The organism is Cellvibrio sp. BR (genome assembly GCF_000263355.1).
Lineage (GTDB): Bacteria > Pseudomonadota > Gammaproteobacteria > Pseudomonadales > Cellvibrionaceae > Cellvibrio.
Genome location: NZ_JH668205.1, coordinates 245,688 through 261,181, shown reverse-complemented (window position 1 = coordinate 261,181; position 15,494 = coordinate 245,688). Strand labels below are relative to the sequence as shown.

The window sequence follows — 15,494 nt, the reverse complement described above, 5'->3', positions numbered from 1 at the left end:
GATTTTCTAACTATACAGGGTGTCTACAGTTGGTGGGTAACTCGGGCCGTGTACAACGGCAGTTTTTAAGTTGTAGTTTTGTGGATTACTTTTGCGCAGCAAAACCACAAAACTGCGACTTAAAAACTGTCCAGCGCACAAAGTGCGCGGGTTGGTACACTTTGTTAGATTGCTGACTCGCAATTTACTAGACCGCAGAAATAGCCACCAAGCTTGTTTTCACGCGTAACCAAGCTTATGCACCTAAAGGTTTCACTATCGTCTACCGAGATTCGAACCTCTAGATCTTGATCTTCGAACGACTGAAGTTCTTCTATGAGTTGCCGAATAGTTTTACCCCTGGTTATCCATTCCGGCTGGTTAATGCCTTCTTCACTCATCGAAAACTCCAAGAAAAATTTCTACATTAGACCAAAGAAAATCTAACAGTTTATTAAATTGCACCAACTATATAACCCACAGAACGTTATTCCAACTAATTTGGTGTGGTGCTGTATAACTCCAAAAGTAGATGAATCTTCATTCGATTTGGTTCGCGCTAAATCAAAGGGTTAACTGTCACTCCGAATTAATTATGGAGTTATACAGCACAAACAATCTCAATTAGTTACTGCGCTCATTTGGCTTACTGTCCGCTTTGGACACACAGCCAATCTTAAAACCTGTTGCGGTTCGCAAACTCACCAGCAACCTACGGTCACACTGCTACCTTTTAAATCCATCGCTATTTACAAATTCAGCCCGCTAATTTGCCCTCAGGGCAATGGCGTTAAATTGATTAGATACCATGGCGCCATGCTGTGCCAGTCGGTATTACGGTGCATTACTTTATTGACCACCGGAAGGGAATCCGTTGCTTGCGACCGGAGAGCGGGTTTCTATATTTAATAGCATTTTGGTATTGGTGTATTTGTATCGATAGGTTTTGTAAATGGCCTGTATGGCCACATACAATTAGCCCCATGGCGTTTAACTCCCTAATCTGCACCCCGTTGAAGCAATTAACCCACGGGCGTAGCCCATATAGATCTAGGAGTGTGACTCATGGCAACTATCAATTCAGAAATCAAACCTTTCAGTGCTCAGGCTTATCATCAGGGTAAATTTGTTCATCTGACCGAGGCTGACGTTAAAGGCAAATGGGCAGTGGTGTTTTTCTACCCAGCCGACTTCACCTTTGTGTGCCCCACAGAATTGGGCGATTTAGCGGACAACTATGCTGAATTCCAAAAAATGGGCGTAGAGATCTACTCCGTATCGACCGATACCCATTTCACCCACAAAGCCTGGCATGACAGCTCCGAAACCATTGGCAAAATTCAATACCCAATGATTGGCGACCCAACCGGCACTATCACCCGCAATTTCGGCGTGATGATTGAAGAAGCTGGTTTGGCTGATCGCGGTACCTTTGTGATCGACCCGCAGGGCAAGATCCAGATTATTGAAATCAATGCCGGTGGTATTGGCCGCGATGCGTCTGAACTGTTGCGCAAAGTAAAAGCCGCGCAATACGTTGCAGCGCACCCAGGTGAAGTGTGCCCGGCGAAATGGAAAGAAGGTGAAGCGACTCTGGCGCCATCACTCGATTTGGTTGGCAAGATCTAACGCTAATTTATTCGTCACTTCCGCGAACGCAGGAGTCCAGCTGGTTTTATGGATACCCGCGTTCGCGGGCATGACGACAGATAAAAAAGATGCGCAAAAAAAGCTCGCTCACAAGGCGGGCTTTCACAAAAAAATCCCACGGAGACGACCATGTTAGACGCCGCGATCAAAGGCCAACTCACTGCCTACCTTGAAAAACTGCAAGCGCCTATCGAACTGATAGCGAGCTTGGACTCCAGTGCCAAAAGCACCGAAATGTTAAGCCTGTTGGAAGAGATTACTACCCTCTCCAATAAAGTCAGCCTGCGTCAAAATGGTAACGCAACATTAACGCCGTCGTTTCATATTGGCGCTGTGGGTTCCAGTGCGCGCATTCAATTTGCGGGCATTCCGATGGGCCATGAATTTACTTCTTTAGTGTTGGCATTGCTGCACAGCGGCGGCCATCCGCCCAAAGTGGATGCAAAAACCATCGAACAAATTAAAGCGATAGATACACCATTGCATTTTGAAGTGTTTGTATCGCTCTCTTGTCACAACTGTCCGGATGTAGTGCAGGCCGTGAATTTAATGGCCGCGTTAAATCCCAAAATTACTGCCACCATGATCGACGGTGCATTGTTTCAACAAGAAGTTGATGCTCGCAAAATCATGGCGGTGCCCACGGTATTTGTTAACGGCGACCACTTCGGTCAAGGCCGTATGACGCTGGAAGAAATTATCGCCAAAGTGGATACCGGTGCGGCTGAGCGCGATGCAAAAGCGCTGAGCGAACGTGCACCCTATGATGTGTTGGTCATCGGTGGCGGTCCAGCCGGTGCAGCGGCGGCAATTTATTCCGCGCGCAAAGGTATTCGCACTGGTGTCGTTGCCGAGCGTTTTGGCGGTCAGGTACTGGATACGGTATCGATAGAAAATTTTATTTCGGTGAAAGAAACCGAAGGCCCGAAATTGGCGATGGCCTTGGAACAACATGTGAAAGAATACGACGTGGATGTAATGAATTTACAAAAAGCGGCGCAGGTTATTCCTGGTGATAATCCCGGTGATTTGATTGAAGTAAAACTCGCCAGCGGTGCGAGTTTAAAAAGCAAAAGTATTATTCTCGCCACCGGTGCACGCTGGCGTGAAATGAATGTATCGGGCGAGCAGGAATATCGCGGTAAAGGCGTTGCCTACTGCCCACATTGCGACGGCCCCTTATTTAAAGGCAAACGCGTCGCGGTAATCGGTGGCGGCAACTCCGGTGTGGAAGCGGCAATTGATTTGGCCGGTATAGTCGCCCATGTCACCCTGATCGAATTCGATTCAAAATTGCGCGCCGACGCGGTATTGCAACGTAAATTATTCAGTTTGCCCAACGTGACGGTGATCACTGAGGCTATGACCACCGAAGTGATCGGCAACGGCGAAAAAGTTACCGGGCTTAAATACAAAAGCCGCAATACCGATGAAATCGCTACCGTAGAGTTGGAGGGTATTTTTGTCCAAATCGGTTTGCTGCCCAATACCGATTTCTTAAAAGGCACTGTGCAGCTGACCAATCGCGGTGAAATTGACATTAATTCACGCGGTGAAACTTCAGTGCCCGGTGTATTTGCTGCCGGTGATTGCACCAACGTGCCCTACAAGCAAATTATTATTGCCATGGGCGCAGGCGCTACCGCATCGCTCGGTGCGTTTGATCATTTGATTCGCACCAGCGCGCCGGCGTAGTGGTTGTTGAAAAAATCTGGCGATAATCCCTGTGCACTAACAATATCGAATAAAAAAACGCGCGATCAGTGATGGTCGCGCGTTTTTTATTGGCCATTTAACTCATATTAAAGTCGGCAAACTAAACCAAAAGACACTGCCGCCATCGGGCGTTTTTTCATAGCCAACATCGCCGCCTAGGGCGCGGGAGATGCGTTTGACAATAGACAAACCCAAGCCGTGGCCGTCGGCGGATTTGTGTTCAAACTGCACAAATAAATCAAATAACTGCTGTTGCTCCAATTCGCTGAGGCCGGGGCCAAAATCTTTTACCCAGCATTTAACTGTACCGTTGTCCATGACAGTGGCGCCGAGTTGAATTTGCGGTGCGGTGCCGCCGTACTTGAGGGCGTTGGATAAATAATTCACCCAAATTTCCTCCACCCATTGCGCCTGGCCGAGCGCTTGCGGCCAGTCGCTGGCGAATTCAATGCGCGCGTGATTTTTTTCAATCAGCGGTTCCAGCCGGCTGCAGGCTTCTTCGGCAATGTTGCGAATATCCAGTGGCACTAGGCGCACTTGTTCCGTTTTGCGCAGGCTGGCAAGCAGTAGCAGGGAGTCGATAATCGCTTGCATTTTTTGCGCCGAGCGCTGCAAACCCAGCAGCAAATCGCGCTTTTTGGTTTCGGCTAAATTAATGCCAATACCTACTGCGCTGAGCATGGCGGCGCTTGCAGCCATAGTGGTGAGCGGTTGTTTTAAATCGTGGGCGACTGTGTGGGCGTAGGCATCGAGCTCGTAATTTTGCTCCAGCAGTGCGGCGGATTGTTGTTCCAGAATTTGCGTTTTTTCTTCCAGCGCGAGGGTTTTTTCCTCCAATGCCTGAGTGCGTTGGGCAACTAGTTCTTCGAGTTTTTCGCGGTGTAGACGCAACTCTTCCATTAGTCGCGTGCGATTATCCAGGTCGTCGCGAATACGAATACGCATTTGGTTGATGGCTTCCACCACGGTATCCAACTCGTCCGCCTGATGCAGTTTATGGCGCGCGAGTATGAGCGGTTGCTCCAGGTTGGTGAGATCCAAATGCCGGGCGTAGTGCGCCATTTTTTCCAAGTGACGGCTCACCCACCAGTGAATAATAAACAGTACAAACACAGCGCTCAGGAGCAGGCTGGAAAGGGTGGTGATGGCAATGCTCTGCGCGGTTCGAATGAGATCGGCAGTAATACGGTTATCCATCAGCGACACATTTAATTGGCCGAGTAAAAAATTTTCGCCGTTATCTTCAAAGTGTACTGGCAGTGCAATCTGCGCTAGGGGTTGTTGAAAATCGGGGTGACGCTTTTCCCAGCGGTTGCCTATGTCATCCTGCAATGTCACCTCGCCCACGTCAGCTAATTCGGCGATGCCTTTTACTAGGGCGTTGATGCGCGGCTCATCCACCGACCACATGGCGGCGGCTAACAGTGGCAGGTAATTGCGCTCTATATCCTGCGCGCGCAAGCGGGTTTCCTGCAGTGCATTTTGATAGGCACTGTAAATTTGCAAGCTGGAAATAATTACCGCAAACAGCAGGGTGCTGAGCAGCACGGTGGATACAATCCGCAACCCCAACCCCTGCGGACGACGGCGTGTTTTGTGTGGTGCAGGAGGGTTAGCGTGATGGCTGGCCTGATGCGGCGGAACAGCTAAGGGCATTCAAAAACCTCGTGTGGTGTCGTACCACAAAGCGGGATTGTCGAGCGGCGTTTCCGCCGGTAGCAGTGGGTTTTCCAAACGGACAATTTCGCGTTTATCCAATTCCATGCGTTTGATGCTCTCGCCAAAGTGCTGCAGAAATAATGCGCGCATGCTGCCGTCTTCCATCGCCATGATTAAACCGCGTTGAATGGCATCGGCCAGCTCGGGGCGCTGTTTGTTAACAAAGTAGTAAACCGGTGCGGGGTAGTAAAGCACCCAGCGCGGTGCTATCGCCAGCGGAATTTGCGCTTGGGTTTTTATCTCCGGTAACACCTCGGTAATGGCGCGGGGAAAATAGGCAATGCGCCCCCGCTGCAACATATAAAACAGGCCCTGATAGTTGGTGGTGGGGGTAATTTTAAAACCGTTGTGGCGCAGAATCTGGTAATCCGGCCAATCCTGCTCTTGTCCACTGCGCAAATTTTTTAATTCGTCGAGGCTGAGCGAGGCAAACAAGTCGCGGTGCTCGGGGTTAATTAATAGGAGCCGCCAACCTAACAAGCCGCGATCAATAGGAATACGAATGGGCAGCAAGCGCTGCTCGCGTTCGGGGGTGGTGAGTGTCCAGGTGATATCCAGTTCGCGCCCCAGTTCTACATGGCGCAGGGTGCGCGATTGCGCCATGTCATGGCGTGCGGCTTTGGGTTGGTAATTGCCCCCCGCTTTAGCCAGCGCCAGTTTGAGCAGCGCGACCGGATAGTGGCCGCGTTCATCCAAAATACGTGATTCTGCCCAGGAGTAGACCACCGTTTCTGTCGCGCGGACAGGCATTGCCAGCAGCATTAGCAGTGCCAGTAGGGCAATTCCATCATGGGCAAGGCTCCCTGCAAGGCAATTAAACGGCAGGCGCAGCATAAACAGCTCGTAGGTAAATCGGGCAGATTGGGACGTCTCCCAGAGGCAGATGCGAAGCAGGTGGGCAGTGGGAATATTCATGAGTATAGACGTTTTTCGCGCCAGCCAAACGGCGCCAATGCGGATTTTATCGCGCCTGAAAACGGCGTTGACTAGGGGTAACTTTGCCTTTAACACTGATGCGCTTAACACTGTTTTGCACCGTTTTGGTTCATTTGCGGTTGACTACTGCCAGTCGATGGGGGAAATTGAGGCCGGTGGTGCATTGGTGTAATGCATTGTTACCTACTATTTCTGTCAGGGCGATGTCGATGAGTGATGTAAACGTAAGGTTAGAGCAAATATTCCAGCAGGTGGTACGTCGTAATCAGGGCGAACTGGAGTTTCATCAAGCGGTAAAGGAGGTGGTTGAAACCCTTGGCCCGGTATTGGTGAAACACCCTGAATATGCACAGCATAAAATCATCGAGCGAATTTGTGAGCCTGAGCGTCAAATCATCTTCCGGGTGCCCTGGCAGGACGACAAGGGCGAGGTGCAAATTAACCGTGGTTTTCGCGTCGGTTTTAATAGCGCACTCGGCCCCTATAAAGGCGGTTTGCGTTTTCACCCATCGGTTTCGTTGGGCACGATTAAATTTTTAGGTTTTGAACAAACCTTTAAAAATGCGCTCTCGGGCATGCCAATCGGCGGCGCCAAAGGCGGTGCTGATTTTGACCCCAAAGGCAGATCCGATGGCGAAGTCATGCGCTTTTGCCAAAGTTTTATGACCGAACTCTATCGCCATATTGGTGAATTCACGGATGTACCCGCCGGTGACATTGGGGTGGGTGGGCGCGAGATCGGCTATTTATTTGGCCAATACAAACGCATCACCAATCGCTACGAGTCCGGTGTGTTAACGGGTAAAAGCCCAAGCTGGGGTGGCGCTCTGGTGCGTCGTGAAGCAACGGGTTACGGCGCGGTATTTTTTGCGGAAGAAATGTTGAAAACCCGTGGTGAATCCATTGAAGGCAAAACCTGTGTGGTCTCTGGCTCGGGTAACGTAGCCATTTACGCGATTGAAAAATTACAGCAGTTGGGTGCCAAGGTTGTTGCTTGTTCTGACTCAAACGGGGTGATTTATGATCGCAAAGGCATTGACCTCGCGCTGCTAAAACAGTTGAAAGAAGTGAAGCGCTTGCGCGTGAGCGAATATGTAAAATCCCATCAGGATGCGCAATACATAGAGAACGGCAATATTTGGGATATTCCCTGCCAAGTGGCATTTCCCTGCGCGACACAAAATGAATTGAATGAAGCCTCGGCAACCATGTTGGTAGCCAATGGCCTGATGGCGTTGAGTGAAGGCGCGAATATGCCGGTGACGCCTGGCGGGATTAAAGTGCTGCAAACGGCGGGTGTTCCCTATGCGCCGGGCAAAGCGGCCAATGCTGGTGGTGTGGCAACCTCGGCGTTGGAGATGCAACAAAACGCCAGCCGCGATACCTGGTCTTTTGAGTACACCGAAGAGCGTCTGCATAAAATCATGTGCAATATCCATCGCGATTGTTATGAAACTGCTAAAGAATATGGGCACGCCGGCAACTATGTGGTCGGTGCCAATATCGCCGGTTTCCGCCGCGTTGCGGAAGCAATGGTGGCGTTTGGTGTCATTTGATTAACCCTTAGTCACACTAAAAAAATCGCGCCCGTTTTATTACGCGGCGCGATTTTTTTTGCCGGCGAATAATACCTGATGCTGTGCTTTTATCGTTTTGCGCAGCAAACCGTGTAATTCATGAGCTCCCTGCTGCCACACACCCAATGCTGAGTCGCTATTAATATGCCCGACGTTTTTAATCCGCAAAAAATCCGCGCCCCAGAGTAATGCCCAATAGGCCGCCTTGGCTTCGGTCAACCAAGGGTCATTGCTGCTGGCAATCACTTTAGTGGGCACCGCGAGCGAGTGCTGTGGTAATTGTTGGGCAATATGAAATTTGTCTGGGTCTGCCGGTGCCACTAAAAACAGTGCCGCAATTTTGTCCGGAAATTCCGCCGCAATACTGGCGCTCGCCAAGGTGCCAAAACTGTGGGCAATAATCAGCGCCGGTTTGTTGAGCTTGCTGAGTTCAGCGCGAATGCCTGCTTTCCATGCTTCCAAATCCGGCGTATCCCAATTATCCAGCGCGATACGTTTGCTGTGTGGCAATTGTGCTTGCCACAAACTTTGCCAGTGTTGTTCATCGCTATTGCGCAAGCCGGGCACAATGAGGACCGGAAAAGTTTCCAGTTGATGCGGCAAGTGCAGTACCGGGCGCTGCCTTGTAGCGCTGGTGGTATCGCTGAAGGTATGGCTGATATTTGTAGTCACCTTGGGGCTCCGCTGCGAATAGCATTGATTGATGCGCGCAGCTTAGTGGCAGCGGCAGCATTTTAAAAAGAACCAATTTTTATGTGCTTATGCTTAAAAATTGCAGTGGTGAACAGTTATAAGCTAATAGAAAAACGGTATTTTTGATTTTAAAAACATCTGAATACTATGGCGCCGTCGCTGGGCACTTAGGGTTTTATAAGTCGTCCGGTTTTTTATTATGAGGCTCTGTTATGGCACACCATCATGCTGAGCCTGTCACTATCGCGGACGATGTGCTGGAAGAAATAAAAGATCAACTGGCACAAATTCAATACGGCTCATTGGAAATTCAAATTCACAATGGCCAGGTAGTGCAGCTCGAACGACGTGAAAAAAAACGCTGGGATAAAAGTGTCCACACTAAATAAATTTGGCGTTTCTATTAATTATTAAACACACAAAATTCCACTGACCGGACCACCGGAAGTGATATGTAAAATCTGGAGATTAGCATGTCATTTCAAAAATCGTGGTCGGTTGCTCGATCACTTGTTTCAAAAAAAGCCTTTCAACGCAATATATTGACCACCGCTGTGGGTATTGCATTATCGGCCAATGCATTTGCCGGTTTTCCCACGCTCTACGGCAAGGTGTATTTAACCGCTGGCCAGTATGATCTGGAAAAAAATGATTTTTCTCTCACAGCTCCTGGCGCCACAACTTACCGCCATATTGGCGCAACCGGTATTGCCACAGAGTTGGATACCTTTGTGTTGGAAAGCACCGGCTCGCGCTTGGGTGTGCAGGGCGACTTTGATGCAAATGCCGAGGTACAGGTTTTTTACCGTGTGGAATACGGTATTGATGTGGATAACGGCACCAACAGCAATGGCCGCGAATTAAGCCAGCGCAATATTTTTGCCGGTATCCGTGGCGATTGGGGTTCGCTGCTCGCCGGTAAAAATGACACCCCGCTAAAAACCCTGCAAACCAATAGCGTACTGCGTAGCGACATCGATCGTTTTAATGACGCACCCCTGGCCGATATAGGTTCTTACCTCGTCGGTGAAAATCGCCCCGACAATGTTATCCAATACGCCTCGCCCATTTTGCTGGGTGGTTTGGAAGTGAACATCGCCGCGATTCAAGCGGAAGAAACCGGTGTGGAAGTGAGCCCAACCAATGCGCAGGACGATAATGGTTTTGCCTCGGGGCAATCGGTGTCGGTGGTTTACGGAAAATCCAAATGGTTTGTCGGCGCCGCGTTTGATCGCAATGTAGTGACCAGCGATGTGTTCCGCGCATTGGGTGAGGTGTCACTGGGCCCGGTAAAACTCGCGGCGATTTACCAAACCGCAGAGCGTCATGAAGACGTTGATTCACTCGGTGGTTTCTCTACGTTTGTCGGCACCAATGGCACCAATCTCGGTGCACAAAATGGGCTGAATCCGCTCTCTGAATGGGACGGCGCTACAGGCAATGCCTACAAAGAACAAGATGGTTATGTACTCAACGCGCTGTGGAAAATTGCCGGCCCCTGGAGCGCACGGGTGCAATACGGCCACTCCACCAGCACTCCCACCAATGACAGCTACAGCGATGTCGACGCCGATGCGTTAGCCGTCGGTGTGGATTACAACTTCAATTCGGCAACGCGTGTGTTTGGTTATTACGCAAGTTTGGAAGCGGAAGGTGATGCCCAAATCAGCACCAAGGCGACCACGGATAGCACCTTTGCACTGGGTCTGGATTTCCGTTTTTAACAACGTTGGATTTAAAAACGATGCATACCTGCGTTCGCAGGCATGACGACGAATTATTTTTTTAAAGAGATGCTCATCATGAAATCTATTTTACGACTTATTAGTAAACCGGCTGCGCTTATCGCAGTCAGTTTGATTGCCAGCAGTGTGTTTGCTAAAGACATCACTTTATTGAATGTCTCCTACGATCCCACCCGCGAACTCTATCGCGAATTCAATGCGGCCTTTGCCAAACACTGGAAAGAAAAAACCGGCGACAACGTCAAAGTGGATCAATCCCACGGCGGTTCCGGTGCGCAATCGCGCGCGGTAATCGATGGCTTGCGTGCCGATGTGGTGACACTGGCACTCGCGGGTGATATCGATCCTATCGCCAAGATTGGCGGTTTATTGCCAGAGGATTGGGTAACGAAATTGCCCAACAACAGCGCGCCTTATACCTCTACGATTGTATTTTTGGTACGCAAAGGCAACCCAAAAAATATTAAGGATTGGGACGATCTGGTGAAGAAGGGCGTAGAAGTTATTACGCCAAACCCTAAAACCTCAGGCGGTGCGCGCTGGAATTATTTAGCCGCTTGGGCCTTTGCAAAAAAACAGGGTAAAGACGACGCTGGTGCGCAGGAATTTGTTCGTCAATTGTTTCAAAACGTTCCCGTATTAGATACCGGCGCACGCGGCTCAACAACCACCTTTGTGCAACGCGGTATTGGCGATGTGTTGCTGACTTGGGAAAACGAAGCGTTTTTGGCAATCAACGAATTGGGTGAAGACGAAGTAGAAATTGTGGTGCCGAGCATTTCCATTTTGGCTGAACCATCGGTGGCGGTGGTCGATAAAAATGCAGCCGCCAAAGGCAATGCCGAGGTTGCCAAAGCTTACTTGGAATACCTTTACACCAAAGAAGGCCAAAACCTGGCGGCCAAACATTATTACCGCCCACGCGACCCGCAAGTTGCCGAAGTTTATGCGAATACATTTCCAAAACTGGATTTAGTCACCATCGACGATTTTGGCGGTTGGGTAAAAGCACAGCCATTTCATTTTGGCGATGGCGGAATTTTCGATCAGATTTATCAATAAAACCAATCCCCTCCAGCCCTCCCTTTTGAAAAAGGGAAGGCTGGGGAGGGATTAAATAATCTGTTTCCTGACCACAGGTACAAAAAGAGATTTATCGATGAGTGAAACTTCCGCATCAACACTGGCAACGACGCCAGTCGTTTTCCCCAAAAACCCCTGGGTTAAAAAAAGTGTATTACCCGGTTTTGGTTTATCCCTTGGCCTTGCTGCACTTTATGCCAGTTTAATTGTATTTATCCCACTCGCGGGTCTCGTGATCAAATCATTGGAACTCAGCTGGCCTGAACTCTGGGCGGTGGTGAGCAATGCACGCGCGCTAGCCAGTTATAAACTCACTTTTGGTGCAGCGTTTGTGGCTGCCAGTTTGAATTTATTGTTCGGTTTTATCGTCGCCTGGGTATTGGTGCGTTACCAATTTTTTGGCAAACGCGTGGTGGATGCTTTGGTGGATTTACCCTTTGCATTACCCACCGCTGTCGCCGGTATTGCACTCACCGCGCTTTACACCACCAAAGGTTGGGTAGGGCAGTGGTTTTGGTTGGCGGATATCAAAATCGCCTACACCTGGATCGGTGTCACCGTGGCATTAACCTTTATTGGTTTGCCGTTTGTGGTGCGCACTGTGCAACCGGTGCTCGCTGATTTGGAAGCGGAAATTGAAGAGGCGGCGGCGAGTTTAGGGGCATCGCGCTGGCAAACCTTTAAGCGCATTTTATTGCCCGCACTCTTGCCTTCACTGTTAACCGGTTTTGCTTTGGCGTTTGCGCGTGCGATTGGTGAATACGGTTCAGTGGTTTTTATTAGCGGCAATATGCCTTACAAAACAGAAATCACCCCGTTACTGATTATGACCAAATTGGAAGAGTTTGATTACGCCGGTGCTGCTGCACTCGGTACCGTCATGTTGATTTTTTCCTTCGTGTTATTACTGCTCATTAACCTGCTCCAGCATTGGAGCCACAAGCGCACAGGAGGTTAATCATGGCCGGTGCTGTTTCATCGTTCGGCGCGCAAAAGACTGCGACGCGCAATTCTGCCACCAGCGAAGCACCCTGGGTGCGGGTGGTATTAATTGCGGTGGCGCTGAGTTTTTTAACCCTGTTTTTATTTTTACCTTTATTTGTCGTTTTTAGCGAAGCCTTTGCTAAAGGTGCAGGTGTTTATTGGGCATCCATTACTGAGCCTGCAGCGGCTCATGCCATAAAACTCACGTTAATCGCCGCAGCAATTGCGGTGCCCTGTAATTTAATTTTTGGTTTGGCCGCCGCCTGGGCAATCGCTAAATTTGAGTTTCGCGGCAAACAATTTGTGATCACGCTAATCGATTTACCTTTTGCGGTATCGCCGGTAATTGCGGGTTTGATTTACATGTTGTTATTTGGTCGGCAGGGATTTTTTGGCGAGTGGCTGGGCGAGAACGATTATCAAATTATGTTTGCCATTCCCGGCATAGTGCTTGCGACAGTGTTTGTGACTTTTCCGTTTATCGCACGCGAATTAATTCCGCTGATGCAAGAGCAGGGCAAAGAGCAAGAGGAAGCGGCGATTACCCTGGGTGCCAGCGGTTGGAAAATGTTCTGGCGCGTGACCTTGCCCTCGGTGAAGTGGGCGCTGTTGTACGGCATGATTTTGTGTAATGCACGCGCCATGGGTGAGTTCGGTGCGGTGAGTGTGGTCTCGGGAAAAATCCGCGAGCAAACCAATACTCTGCCACTGCACATTGAAATTCTGTACAACGAATACCAGTTTGCAGCCGCATTTGCAGTTGCCTCGCTACTCGCCTTATTGGCATTGGTGACGCTGGTATTAAAAAGTCTATTGGAGTGGAAAGCAGCGCGTGAACATGAACTGGCAGTGCGCGCGGCTAATGTGCAGTAGGCGCTCACTCGTGCAAAAACCAGTCGCAGGTGCGAACCCCGATAAGCCATGTCAGACACGCTGTGAATACGTCCCTGTACGCTCAGCGTCGGCATCCTGACTCCGATGGTCTGCCATAGCTTATCGCGCTTCACACAGAGAGATTTTTCCAGAATTCCCGAAAAATATTTATCGAGAAAACCTATGAGTATCGAAGTTAAAAACCTGCATAAAACCTTTGGTAATTTTACGGCTCTGAATAACGTCTCACTGGATTTTCCCTCCGGCGAATTGGTTGCACTGCTTGGCCCCTCCGGCTGCGGAAAAACCACACTGCTGCGCATTATCGCCGGGTTGGAAAACCCCGATGCAGGCAGTGTGCATTTTCACGGTGAAGACGCTACTAATGTGCATGTGCGCGAACGCAATGTCGGTTTTGTGTTTCAACACTACGCACTGTTCCGGCACATGACTGTCTTCGATAACGTCGCTTTTGGTTTAACCGTGCGACCAAAAGAAACCCGACCTTCAAAAGAATTTATCAAAAAACGTGTGCATGAATTACTGGAGCTGGTGCAATTGGATTGGTTGGCGGATCGCTACCCGCATCAATTGTCCGGCGGGCAGCGGCAGCGCATCGCATTGGCGCGCGCGCTGGCGGTTGAACCCAAAGTATTATTACTCGACGAACCCTTCGGTGCACTCGATGCCAAAGTGCGCAAGGATTTACGCCGCTGGTTGCGGCGCTTGCACGACGAACTGCACATCACGTCAATCTTCGTGACCCACGATCAGGAAGAGGCGATGGAAGTGGCCGATAAAATCGTGGTGTTAAATAAAGGTAATATCGAACAAATCGGTTCGCCGGACGATATTTACAACAACCCCGCCAGCCCGTTTGTTTACGATTTTATCGGCCAGGTGAATTTATTTCATAGCCGCGTCGATGATGGCTGGGCGCATATTGGCGATTACAAATTGCCAGCGCCTGAACACCATCATGTGCAAGGTCAATCCGCCGTTGCCTATGTGCGCCCGCACGATATTGAATTGAGTGAGAGCAATAGTGAAGGCGCAATTCCCGCGCGCGTTGCTCATGTGAGCACGGCAGGGTCGGTATTGCGTATTGAGTTGTTGCATCAACTTAACAATGACGTGCTGCATGTGGAATTGCCGCGTGCGCAGGAGCGCAGTTTGAATTTAACGGTGGGTGCTGCACTCTATGCAAAACCGACAGCATCAAAGATATTTTTGCAGCCTTGATATTTTTGGGTCTGATTTTTTTGATCTTTTTCGATATTTTTTTTAATCAATTACAATTTACTGAATGCGAGTGCGATACCGGCAATAATTAATAAACCACCGGAAATCCAATTGAACCAGCGTTGGTGCTTCGGTGTTCCCAGCCAGTGCATAATGCTGCGCCCGCCCAGGGCGTAGATGCTCATCCAAATAAAATCCATCAACACAAAAATAGTGGTGAGCAGTGCAAACTGCGGCGGCAAACTGTGGTTGATGTCGATAAATTGCGGGAAAAGTGCGCCGAAATAAATGAGCCCTTTAGGGTTGGTGACCGCAACGATAAATGCCCGGCTAAATAATTGTTGGCTGCGAATGGTGTGAGCGGCGAGGCTGGTATCCAGCGGCGCGGCACGCATCAGTTCAATACCTAAATACACTAAATAGGCCGCACCAATCCATTTAATACCATGGAAAATCCACTCGGCTTGTTCAGCGACAAAACCTAATCCCAGCGCTGACAACACCACCAATACCAAATTGCCCAGGGTGGCGCCTGCCATGGTGTAGAGGGATTTGGTAAAACCATAACGACCTGCATCGATCATGCAGGCGAGCATGACCGGGCCGGGGCTGGCGGAAACAATCAGGGTGATGCTGGTGAATAACCAGAGTTGTTCGAGTGACATAGCGGGTCCTTGGGCGAGGCGCGCAGTCTAGCAGAGCTGCGCGCAGCGTCGCTAAAGTCTTCTATACTCAAACGAAACTATAGACGGGTAATAGGTGATTTATGTCCAGCAACAGTATTTCAAATGCAATCCAGACACTTGAGGAGTTGCTCAATGGCTTGGATCAAGCTTATTGGGAAGCCAATAGTTTGGATCGCAAAGATTTTTTTTATGATTTGATTAGTGCTTTGCATGCCGAGTTATCGGAGTTGAATAAATTGAGTGTGCAGGATCATCACTTGGAGTATGAGTCGGTCACTGAAGAATTTCGCGCCGCGCGGCCTAAACTCAGTCGCCTGCGTAAATTGGTGGATGACTTTGCCCTGCGTTCAACCACAGCCGTGCGCCTTGAAAATTTGATTAATCAAACACTGGTATTGATGGGACGCAATAGCGGGCTGCTGTAAACGGCTGCAGCCGTGGTTTGAAGTTATAGCCATTTCGTATGAGTCAGTTTTGGTTATTGCAAAATAATTTAAACATTATCAGACAAAAACTGGCAATGAACAAAAAGCGAACAATACTTGAATAACCGGAAGCAAATAGTTCCTGTGAGTGCAAGGTTTTTTGGTTGCCTCATCGATGTAGGAATG

15 protein-coding genes are annotated in these 15,494 nt (G+C 49.5%); 11 read left to right on the top strand and 4 right to left on the bottom strand.

The window, feature by feature from the left end; all coding sequences use genetic code 11:
• Positions 1 to 1,044: 1,044 nt before the first annotated feature.
• Together ahpC and ahpF are read left to right on the top strand one after the other, a co-directional pair.
• The gene (ahpC, locus tag O59_RS18255; RefSeq protein ID WP_007645324.1) at positions 1,045 to 1,608 is read left to right on the top strand and encodes an alkyl hydroperoxide reductase subunit C; all 564 of its coding nucleotides are present in this window, start codon (positions 1,045 to 1,047) and stop codon (positions 1,606 to 1,608) included.
• A gap of 150 nt (positions 1,609 to 1,758) precedes the next feature.
• Positions 1,759 to 3,324 carry an alkyl hydroperoxide reductase subunit F gene (gene ahpF, locus O59_RS18250; RefSeq protein ID WP_007645323.1) on the top strand — a complete coding sequence of 522 codons (1,566 nt, stop codon included), beginning with the start codon at positions 1,759 to 1,761 and terminating at the stop codon, positions 3,322 to 3,324.
• A 102-nt stretch (positions 3,325 to 3,426) separates the two neighbouring features.
• Here the strand turns inward: ahpF and O59_RS21175 are convergent, their stop codons facing one another.
• On the bottom strand, positions 3,427 to 5,001 hold the full coding sequence (locus tag O59_RS21175) for an ATP-binding protein (protein ID WP_007645322.1): 1,575 nt from the start codon (positions 4,999 to 5,001) through the stop codon (positions 3,427 to 3,429).
• Positions 5,002 to 5,979 carry an ABC transporter substrate-binding protein gene (locus O59_RS18240; protein ID WP_050977109.1) on the bottom strand — a complete coding sequence of 326 codons (978 nt, stop codon included), beginning with the start codon at positions 5,977 to 5,979 and terminating at the stop codon, positions 5,002 to 5,004.
• Here O59_RS18240 and O59_RS18235 point away from each other — a divergent pair.
• Together O59_RS18235 and gdhA are read left to right on the top strand one after the other, a co-directional pair.
• On the top strand, positions 5,978 to 6,172 hold the full coding sequence (locus tag O59_RS18235) for a hypothetical protein (protein WP_040393344.1): 195 nt from the start codon (positions 5,978 to 5,980) through the stop codon (positions 6,170 to 6,172). The genes O59_RS18240 and O59_RS18235 overlap by 2 nt on opposite strands.
• Before the next feature lie 37 nt (positions 6,173 to 6,209).
• Complete coding sequence (gene gdhA, locus O59_RS18230) at positions 6,210 to 7,556, top strand: NADP-specific glutamate dehydrogenase (RefSeq protein WP_040393343.1); 1,347 nt, start codon at positions 6,210 to 6,212, stop codon at positions 7,554 to 7,556.
• 39 nt (positions 7,557 to 7,595) lie between these two features.
• Here gdhA and O59_RS18225 read toward each other — a convergent pair whose 3' ends face one another.
• Entirely contained in the window at positions 7,596 to 8,249 is a 654-nt protein-coding gene (locus tag O59_RS18225) for an alpha/beta hydrolase (RefSeq protein ID WP_232283110.1), read from the bottom strand.
• Between the two features lie 233 nt (positions 8,250 to 8,482).
• Between O59_RS18225 and O59_RS21540 the strand changes: the two genes are divergently transcribed.
• The 6 genes from O59_RS21540 to O59_RS18200 all read left to right on the top strand — a co-directional run bounded on the left by O59_RS21540 (position 8,483) and on the right by O59_RS18200 (position 14,197).
• Entirely contained in the window at positions 8,483 to 8,659 is a 177-nt protein-coding gene (locus O59_RS21540; RefSeq protein ID WP_007645316.1) for a YezD family protein, read from the top strand.
• A gap of 84 nt (positions 8,660 to 8,743) precedes the next feature.
• Positions 8,744 to 9,994 (top strand): porin, encoded by a 1,251-nt coding sequence (locus O59_RS18220; protein ID WP_040393341.1) that lies wholly within the window; start codon positions 8,744 to 8,746, stop codon positions 9,992 to 9,994.
• 78 nt (positions 9,995 to 10,072) lie between these two features.
• Positions 10,073 to 11,077, top strand: a complete 1,005-nt coding sequence (locus O59_RS18215) for a sulfate ABC transporter substrate-binding protein (RefSeq protein WP_040393339.1) — start codon at positions 10,073 to 10,075, stop codon at positions 11,075 to 11,077.
• Between the two features lie 97 nt (positions 11,078 to 11,174).
• Positions 11,175 to 12,056, top strand: a complete 882-nt coding sequence (gene cysT, locus O59_RS18210; RefSeq protein ID WP_007645313.1) for a sulfate ABC transporter permease subunit CysT — start codon at positions 11,175 to 11,177, stop codon at positions 12,054 to 12,056.
• 2 nt (positions 12,057 to 12,058) lie between these two features.
• Positions 12,059 to 12,955 carry a sulfate ABC transporter permease subunit CysW gene (cysW, locus tag O59_RS18205; protein ID WP_007645312.1) on the top strand — a complete coding sequence of 299 codons (897 nt, stop codon included), beginning with the start codon at positions 12,059 to 12,061 and terminating at the stop codon, positions 12,953 to 12,955.
• Between the two features lie 183 nt (positions 12,956 to 13,138).
• Positions 13,139 to 14,197, top strand: a complete 1,059-nt coding sequence (locus O59_RS18200; protein ID WP_007645311.1) for a sulfate/molybdate ABC transporter ATP-binding protein — start codon at positions 13,139 to 13,141, stop codon at positions 14,195 to 14,197.
• A gap of 50 nt (positions 14,198 to 14,247) precedes the next feature.
• Here the strand turns inward: O59_RS18200 and O59_RS18195 are convergent, their stop codons facing one another.
• Complete coding sequence (locus tag O59_RS18195) at positions 14,248 to 14,862, bottom strand: LysE family translocator (protein ID WP_007645310.1); 615 nt, start codon at positions 14,860 to 14,862, stop codon at positions 14,248 to 14,250.
• 101 nt (positions 14,863 to 14,963) lie between these two features.
• On the opposite strand from O59_RS18195, the gene O59_RS18190 reads away from it, so the two are divergent.
• Positions 14,964 to 15,308, top strand: coding sequence for a hypothetical protein (locus O59_RS18190; protein ID WP_007645309.1), 345 nt, complete (start codon positions 14,964 to 14,966; stop codon positions 15,306 to 15,308).
• Positions 15,309 to 15,494 lie beyond the last annotated feature (186 nt).

Bases quoted from the DNA above. Each gene is read 5' to 3' on its own strand.
- O59_RS18235 (WP_040393344.1), top strand. From the start codon at position 5,978: ATGAGTATAGACGTTTTTCGCGCCAGCCAAACGGCGCCAATGCGGATT.
- O59_RS21540 (WP_007645316.1), top strand. From the start codon at position 8,483: ATGGCACACCATCATGCTGAGCCTGTCACTATCGCGGACGATGTGCTG.
- O59_RS18215 (WP_040393339.1), top strand. From the start codon at position 10,073: ATGAAATCTATTTTACGACTTATTAGTAAACCGGCTGCGCTTATCGCA.
- O59_RS18220 (WP_040393341.1), top strand. From the start codon at position 8,744: ATGTCATTTCAAAAATCGTGGTCGGTTGCTCGATCACTTGTTTCAAAA.
- ahpC (WP_007645324.1), top strand. From the start codon at position 1,045: ATGGCAACTATCAATTCAGAAATCAAACCTTTCAGTGCTCAGGCTTAT.
- O59_RS18195 (WP_007645310.1), bottom strand. From the start codon at position 14,862: ATGTCACTCGAACAACTCTGGTTATTCACCAGCATCACCCTGATTGTT.
- cysT (WP_007645313.1), top strand. From the start codon at position 11,175: ATGAGTGAAACTTCCGCATCAACACTGGCAACGACGCCAGTCGTTTTC.
- O59_RS21175 (WP_007645322.1), bottom strand. From the start codon at position 5,001: ATGCCCTTAGCTGTTCCGCCGCATCAGGCCAGCCATCACGCTAACCCT.
- gdhA (WP_040393343.1), top strand. From the start codon at position 6,210: ATGAGTGATGTAAACGTAAGGTTAGAGCAAATATTCCAGCAGGTGGTA.
- O59_RS18200 (WP_007645311.1), top strand. From the start codon at position 13,139: ATGAGTATCGAAGTTAAAAACCTGCATAAAACCTTTGGTAATTTTACG.
- cysW (WP_007645312.1), top strand. From the start codon at position 12,059: ATGGCCGGTGCTGTTTCATCGTTCGGCGCGCAAAAGACTGCGACGCGC.
- O59_RS18190 (WP_007645309.1), top strand. From the start codon at position 14,964: ATGTCCAGCAACAGTATTTCAAATGCAATCCAGACACTTGAGGAGTTG.
- O59_RS18240 (WP_050977109.1), bottom strand. From the start codon at position 5,979: ATGAATATTCCCACTGCCCACCTGCTTCGCATCTGCCTCTGGGAGACG.
- ahpF (WP_007645323.1), top strand. From the start codon at position 1,759: ATGTTAGACGCCGCGATCAAAGGCCAACTCACTGCCTACCTTGAAAAA.